Below are 6,000 nucleotides of genomic sequence, written 5' to 3'. Positions count from 1 at the left end.
GCGGCCGAGGAGACCCTCGCCGAGAACCGCGAAGCAGGCGAGTTCGGCTCGTCCGCCGGCGCGCTCCGCAACGTCACCCACAACGGCTCGGGACACATTCTGCACGACCTGTTCTGGCAGAACATGTCGCCGGAAGGCGGCGACGAGCCCGAGGGTGCGCTCGCAGACCGCATCGCGGAGGACTTCGGTTCCTACGAAGCCTGGAAAGGCGAATTCGAAGCGGCGGCCGGCGCGGCCGGCGGCTGGGCGCTTCTCGTCTACGACTCGTTCTCGAACCAGCTTCGGAACGTCGTCGTCGACAAGCACGACCAGGGTGCACTCTGGGGCTCCCACCCCATCCTCGCGCTCGACGTCTGGGAGCACTCCTACTACCACGACTACGGCCCGGCCCGCGGCGACTTCGTCTCCGCGTTCTTCGAGGTCGTCGACTGGGACGAACCCGCCGCTCGCTACGACCAGGCCGTCGAACTCTTCGAGTAGCGTAGCGTAACAGAACGAACCCACGCGCTCCCGCGCGACCACCACAGGTTACCGTGAGAGGGTGCTCGATTGAGGGCATCCGTGGGGCGAGTTCGCCCCGCCAGACCGGCACCCTCTACCGAACATCAACCACATTTTTCGGCGAGTGACGGGTCTGAGGCTGTCGATTATGGTACTTTGTTTCAATCAAAATTCATAACTACGCGGAACGGGATGTGCGGGTAATGAGCAACCCGCCGTGGACTGCCGAATTCGCCGCCCTGAAATCCGACTGTGCCGTCGACCTCGCCGCATTGCTGGAGGAGTATCCGCAACCGGTCGTCTACGAGGTGATGAGCGAGATGCTCCGCCGCGAGATGCGCGACCAGTTCGCCGTCTCGTTTGCCGAGTCGCAGTTAGACCAATGAACCTCGATAGCACGTAATCGAGAGTACTACAAAATAACCGCTTTACTGGGGTTCTTTATCAAGTACGCTAGTACATGGAACATGGCAGACGTAATCGTCATCGGCGGCGGTCCCGCTGGTCTGACAACCGCCCTCTTCGCCGCGAAGAACGGGCTCTCCACGACGGTGTTCGACACGGACAAGACGTGGATGCACAAGGCACATCTGTTCAACTATCCCGGAATCGGCTCCATCGACGGAACGGACTACATGGAGACGCTCCGCACGCAGGTCGACCACTTCGACGCGGAGCGCCACCAAGGCGAGGAAGTCACCGACGTGAGCGAGGGAGACGACGGCTTCGTCGTCACGACCGACGACGACGAGTACGAGTCCGACTACGTCGTGCTCGCCACGGGCGCGAACCGGGACCTCGCGGAGTCGCTCGGCTGCGCCTTCGACGACGAAATCGTCGACGTGGACGTGACGATGGAGACGAGCGTCGAGGGTGCCTACGCGACGGGTGCGATGGTCCGCGCCGAAGAGTGGCAGGCCGTCATCTCCGCCGGCGACGGCGCGGCCGCCGCCCTCAACATCCTCTCGAAGGAGAAGGGCGAACACTACCACGACTTCGACGTGCCCGCCGACGCCGAGTCCGTCTACGGCTCCCTCATCGACGAGGTCTAAGCGCAACCACGGTCGCATCTTCCGACTACGACTCACTACCTTCGTTCTTTCTTCTACGATATCGACACAGCGGAGTCGCGCGGCTATCGACCCGAGACTCGTAAAAACGCCGTACTACGCCTCAGTCGAGTTCCTCGATGAACGAGTTGATGACTCGGATTTCGTCGTCGTTGATAGCGTGGCCCAGCCCCTCGTACAGTCGGCTCGTCGCGTCGGCTCCGAGCGCCGAGAAGACTCGGGCCGACGCCTCGACTCGGTCGGCCTCGACGCGGGCGTCGTCGCGGCCGCTCCCGAAGAAAACCGGCGTGCCGTCGAAGTCGGCGTCGACGGCATCGACGGCGTGACCGCCGCGGTCGACATCGTTGTCGCTGCCGCCGTAGCCGCCGGTCCGACTCGCGAGGTCGGGTCCGAGGAGGCTTCCCGAGAGGGCGACGAGGCCGCCGTACCGGCGGGGGTTCCGAACCGCGAACTCGGCGGCGAGACACGCCCCCTGCGAGAACCCGAAAAAGACGACTCGTTCGGGCGGAATCCCGGCGTCGGCGGCGATGTCGAGCGCGGTCGACACCCGTCCGAGCGCGGAGGAGAGCCACGGCTCGTTTCGCTCGATGGGACTGGCGGCCGGGGCCGGATACCACGAACTGCCGGCGGCCTGCGGCGCGAGGTACATCACGCCGCGGTGGAGGAACTCGTCGACGAGCGTGAGGGCGTGCCGCGCTTTCGACCCGCGGCCGTGGAGCACGACGACCGCCGCGTCAGCGACCTGCCGAGGCGCGCCGGCCGTCGCAATCTCCTGTCCCTCGTGGGGGTCGGTCGCGGACGCGGGCGCGGTCGGGCGGGGTGACATCAGTTCGACCCGTCGTCGCTACTGAGTCCAACGCCCACGTTGCCCTCGTCGCCGTCGCCCCCATCGTCTCCGTCGCCTCCGTCGTCGCCTCCAACGCCAACCGGCAGGTCAAGCGGGCGCAGTTGGCTTTCTATCATCCCGCGGTCCTCCTCCAGCCACGGCGGGAGGTACAGCGACTGGCCGAGCGTCTCCGGGTCGACGTCGAACGTGAGTCCGGGGCCGTCGGTCGCGAGTTCGAACAGGATACCGCCCGGTTCGCGGACGTACAGCGAGTGGAACACGTGTCTGTCTTTCACCCGCGACACGTCGTAGCCGCGCTCGCGGAACAGGTCGTGCCACTCGTACAACTGGGCCTCGTCCTCGACGCGGACCGCGACGTGATGGATGCTCCCCGCGCCCTCGCGGCCGAACTCACCGTCTCTGTCGAGGAGGTCCACGACGGTCGCCCGGTCGTCCGGTGCTCGGTAACGGACGCGGTCGCCCTCCTGTGCGACGAGGTCGAACCCGAGCGTATCGAGCACGCTGGCGGTCACGAAGGGGTTCGTCGAGTGGAGCGTGACGCCGTGAATGCCGCGAATCGCGCGCTCGGCGGGGACCGGACCGTCGACCCACGGTTCGACCGGCGACTCGCCGGTGACGAGTTCCAGGTCGGTGCCGTCGGGGTCGGAAAACCGGATGACGGTCTCGTCGAACCGCTCGAACGGGCCGTCGACGTCGACGCTGCGGTCGGTGAGGCGGTCGACCCAGTAGTCGACGGCATCGGGTGGTATCACGAGCGACGCGGTCCGAATCTGCGGCGTGCCGGGGCGACCTGGTTCCTCGGCGGGGTACGGGAAGAACGTCAGGGCCGTTCCGGGCGAGCCGGTCTCGTCGCCGTAAAACAGGTGGCGCGTGAACTTCTCGTTGAAGTTCACCGTCTGCTTGACGAGGCGCAGGCCGAGCGTCGTCGCGTAGAAGTCGACGTTCGCCTGCGCGTCGCGGACGATTCCCGTGACGTGGTGGATTCCGGCGGTGTCTGTGAGCATCGAGTTGGGCGGAGTGTCTTAGTGGATGAGTGGTGGTGGGTGATAGTGGCGGCGTTGGTGCGGTGACGGTGGGGGCGGGGTTCGATATGGTGGGTGCGAGAGTCGCGGGAGGGTGGTCAGCGACCGATGGTACCCTGCCGGGTGACAGGCGCGTCGGGGTCTATCAAGAACGCGACCACGGTGGCGTCCTCCTCGGCGGTGAGCGTGACTCCGGCGTCGTCGACGAGCAGGCCGCTTTCGGTCTTCCCGAAGCGCGTTCCCGCGGCCTTGACCGCGCCGTCGAACACGTAGAAGTACGCGTCTCGCCCCTCGATTTCGGGGAGGTCGGCGCTCGACCCGGCGTCGAGACGAAGGTCGAAGAGGTCCACTTCGTTGCGGACGAAAAGCGGTGCGTCGGAGCCTTCGGGGCCGAACAGGTGCCGCCACTCGCCCTCGACGGGGGCGTCGATGGGTTCGTGTTGGATGTTCGGCTCCAGCCCGAGGCTGTGGGGCCGGACGAACATCTGGAGCATCCGGAGCGGCGGGTCGTCCGCGCGGGTGAACTCCTCGTGCCAGAACGTCTCGCCTGCGTTCATCACCATCAGGTGGTCGGCGTCGGTGACGAGGTCGTTGCCGTCTTGGTCGCCGTGGCGCATCACGCCGGCGGGCACCCACGAGATGATTTCCTCGTCGCGGTGGGGGTGCATCGCGATGTGGGTGTCGGGGTCCATGAACGACTCGACGATGGTCGCGAGCGGGCCGTAGCCGTGGTCCGCGTGGTCCGGCAGGGCGCGGCCGGGGAAGTTGAAGTAGGTCCGGAACTTCCCCTGATTCTGGGAGACGTCGGTGCGCTCCGCCTTGTAGAGCTTCGTCTCGGAGCCGACTTTCATTACGTGCGCACCTACGCGTCGACTCTATATACCTTCTCGGCGACGTGACCGAAAGCGGGTGGCGTCGGTGTTACCGGGCGGTTTTGTGACTCCACTCACACCATCACGTCGTCGTCCCACGACCCGAGCGAGGGAGACGCGGAGTCGATGTCCGCGACGAACCGCATCGTCGTGGCGTTCAACGCGAGTCCCAACAGTCCGCCGCCGAGAACGCCGACCAGCAGTCCGATTCCCGGCACGTTGACGACGAGTATCGTCGCAAAGAAGGAGATGCCGAGAACCAACGCCCCGTATTTGAGAAAATAACTGAAGTACGCCCCGCCGCCGACGGCGAAAGAGACAGACGCTCGAAGTGCGTCAAACAACCCGACATCCCGGAGGACAATCAGATACGGCGTCGCGTAAACGAAGTACGTCGCAACGAAGTACGCGACGGCGGAGAGTGCGACGACCACGAACAACTCCGTACCGGGGTTGCGAACGGTCCCCATGAGGGCGAGCGCACCGCCGAAGACGATGAGGGACGGCACCGCGGTCAAGACCAGAAACGGAACCCCGTGTGCCCGGACGTTATCGAAGAACTCGAATTCGCCGCGTTTCAACTGGTCGGCGAGGCTTCCGAAGTATCCCGCCGCGAGGAGCGATTTCACGACGATGGCAACCACCCCGAGGACAACCAGTCGCGCCTCCGTGCCGACCGGAACGCCGGGGGAGAGATTGACTCCGGTATTGGGTGCCGCAACGAACTCCCACACTGAGCCGGGCGAAAACGGCGTACCGAAGGTGACCCCGAAGTACACGCCATCGTGAGTGAGAACGGCTAACATCTTGTCCACGTTGAGAATCCCAAATAGGATAGGAACCACGACGAGACGCGGATCATCAACAGCGTGACTCCATCCGTCGGCAATGCGGGTCAGGAAGCCGGGCATCACGACACCCGTTCGTGTTGAAGGCAGTTCGACTGCGGCGAGACAGTAGACGACGTGGAGGGCATCATCACCGACAAAAACATCTGAATATAAACATATTTTGGCTGTGCTCTGAGGCGACAGTCGTCACCACCCCTGCCGCAGTACGAAGGCGGCGTGTCCGACCACGGCGAGCAGGAAGGGAACCGAACCGGCGGGCCAGACGAAGACGGTTCCGAGCGGAATCGCACCCAATAAGAGAGCGGTCACGGCGAGCCGAACCCACACCCAATCGGCCGATTTCGGCGTCGAATCCGTGGAAATCGAAACGTCGTACTGACGGAGCGTCTCGCGGAACCGGGGTTCGAACTCGTCCGGGACGAGAAACATGGTGGGCTTGTTGACGAACGACTTCCCGTAGTACAGCCGGACCGCAGTCCGTTCTCCGAGCGACACGAACCGGGCAGTTTCGACCTCCGAAAGCGAGGTCGTCACGTCCTCGTCGCTCCGAAACAGCGAGGGGTCGCCCATGTGGTAGGTGCTTTCGAGTTCGCCGTCGCCGCCGTCGACCGCGACGCGCATGCCGATGAACCGTTCCGAACTCTGGAGGACTGCCGTCAGTACCACCGCGCAGTACATACTGTACACGAACGGGCCGCTGTCACCGGCGAGCGCCCCGAAAATCAGTAACGCGACGGGGACGACGGCGAACACGCTCCACCACAACACGCGGCCGAAATCGATGCCGTTGCACGCGATTCGCTTCGGGAGTTCCCGAAGCCCGGCCATCCCCACGGT

Annotated in this window: 8 protein-coding genes; 3 read left to right on the top strand and 5 right to left on the bottom strand. The window is 64.9% G+C overall.

Translation table 11 applies throughout. From position 1 onward, the window contains the following. The 3 genes from sod to C5B90_RS17770 form a co-directional block, all read left to right on the top strand. Positions 1-480 (top strand): superoxide dismutase (gene sod, locus C5B90_RS17780; protein WP_148708239.1); only part of this gene is annotated, 480 nt, incomplete at its 5' end. A 224-nt stretch (positions 481-704) separates the two neighbouring features. Continuing rightward, positions 705-887, top strand: coding sequence for a hypothetical protein (locus tag C5B90_RS17775; protein ID WP_115883279.1), 183 nt, complete (start codon positions 705-707; stop codon positions 885-887). Positions 888-968: 81 nt separating this feature from the next. Beyond that, positions 969-1,553 (top strand): NAD(P)/FAD-dependent oxidoreductase, encoded by a 585-nt coding sequence (locus tag C5B90_RS17770; protein ID WP_115883278.1) that lies wholly within the window; start codon positions 969-971, stop codon positions 1,551-1,553. Between the two features lie 121 nt (positions 1,554-1,674). Here the strand turns inward: C5B90_RS17770 and C5B90_RS17765 are convergent, their stop codons facing one another. The 5 genes from C5B90_RS17765 to C5B90_RS17745 all read right to left on the bottom strand — a co-directional run bounded on the left by C5B90_RS17765 (position 1,675) and on the right by C5B90_RS17745 (position 5,991). Then, a complete protein-coding gene (locus C5B90_RS17765) occupies positions 1,675-2,397 on the bottom strand; it encodes an alpha/beta hydrolase (RefSeq protein ID WP_115883277.1) in 723 nt (240 codons plus the stop codon). Then, positions 2,397-3,422 (bottom strand): ring-cleaving dioxygenase, encoded by a 1,026-nt coding sequence (locus C5B90_RS17760; RefSeq protein WP_115883276.1) that lies wholly within the window; start codon positions 3,420-3,422, stop codon positions 2,397-2,399. The genes C5B90_RS17765 and C5B90_RS17760 overlap by 1 nt, the downstream gene beginning before the upstream one ends. Before the next feature lie 116 nt (positions 3,423-3,538). Continuing rightward, a complete protein-coding gene (locus C5B90_RS17755; protein ID WP_115883275.1) occupies positions 3,539-4,291 on the bottom strand; it encodes a pirin family protein in 753 nt (250 codons plus the stop codon). Between the two features lie 95 nt (positions 4,292-4,386). After that, positions 4,387-5,223, bottom strand: coding sequence for a hypothetical protein (locus C5B90_RS17750; RefSeq protein ID WP_148708238.1), 837 nt, complete (start codon positions 5,221-5,223; stop codon positions 4,387-4,389). Between the two features lie 126 nt (positions 5,224-5,349). Further along, positions 5,350-5,991, bottom strand: a complete 642-nt coding sequence (locus C5B90_RS17745) for a hypothetical protein (protein ID WP_115883300.1) — start codon at positions 5,989-5,991, stop codon at positions 5,350-5,352. Positions 5,992-6,000 lie beyond the last annotated feature (9 nt).

Origin of the sequence: Haloferax sp. Atlit-12N (assembly GCF_003383095.1) — an archaeon.
Lineage (GTDB): Archaea > Halobacteriota > Halobacteria > Halobacteriales > Haloferacaceae > Haloferax.
The sequence above is the reverse complement of the archived record's forward strand: the minus strand, read 5'-3'. Positions and strand labels throughout refer to the sequence as shown.

Coding starts and splice junctions, on each gene's coding strand:
- C5B90_RS17775 (WP_115883279.1), top strand. CDS start 705: ATGAGCAACCCGCCGTGGACTGCCGAATTCGCCGCCCTGAAATCCGAC.
- C5B90_RS17770 (WP_115883278.1), top strand. CDS start 969: ATGGCAGACGTAATCGTCATCGGCGGCGGTCCCGCTGGTCTGACAACC.
- C5B90_RS17765 (WP_115883277.1), bottom strand. CDS start 2,397: ATGTCACCCCGCCCGACCGCGCCCGCGTCCGCGACCGACCCCCACGAG.
- C5B90_RS17760 (WP_115883276.1), bottom strand. CDS start 3,422: ATGCTCACAGACACCGCCGGAATCCACCACGTCACGGGAATCGTCCGC.
- C5B90_RS17755 (WP_115883275.1), bottom strand. CDS start 4,291: ATGAAAGTCGGCTCCGAGACGAAGCTCTACAAGGCGGAGCGCACCGAC.
- C5B90_RS17750 (WP_148708238.1), bottom strand. CDS start 5,223: ATGCCCGGCTTCCTGACCCGCATTGCCGACGGATGGAGTCACGCTGTT.
- C5B90_RS17745 (WP_115883300.1), bottom strand. CDS start 5,991: ATGGCCGGGCTTCGGGAACTCCCGAAGCGAATCGCGTGCAACGGCATC.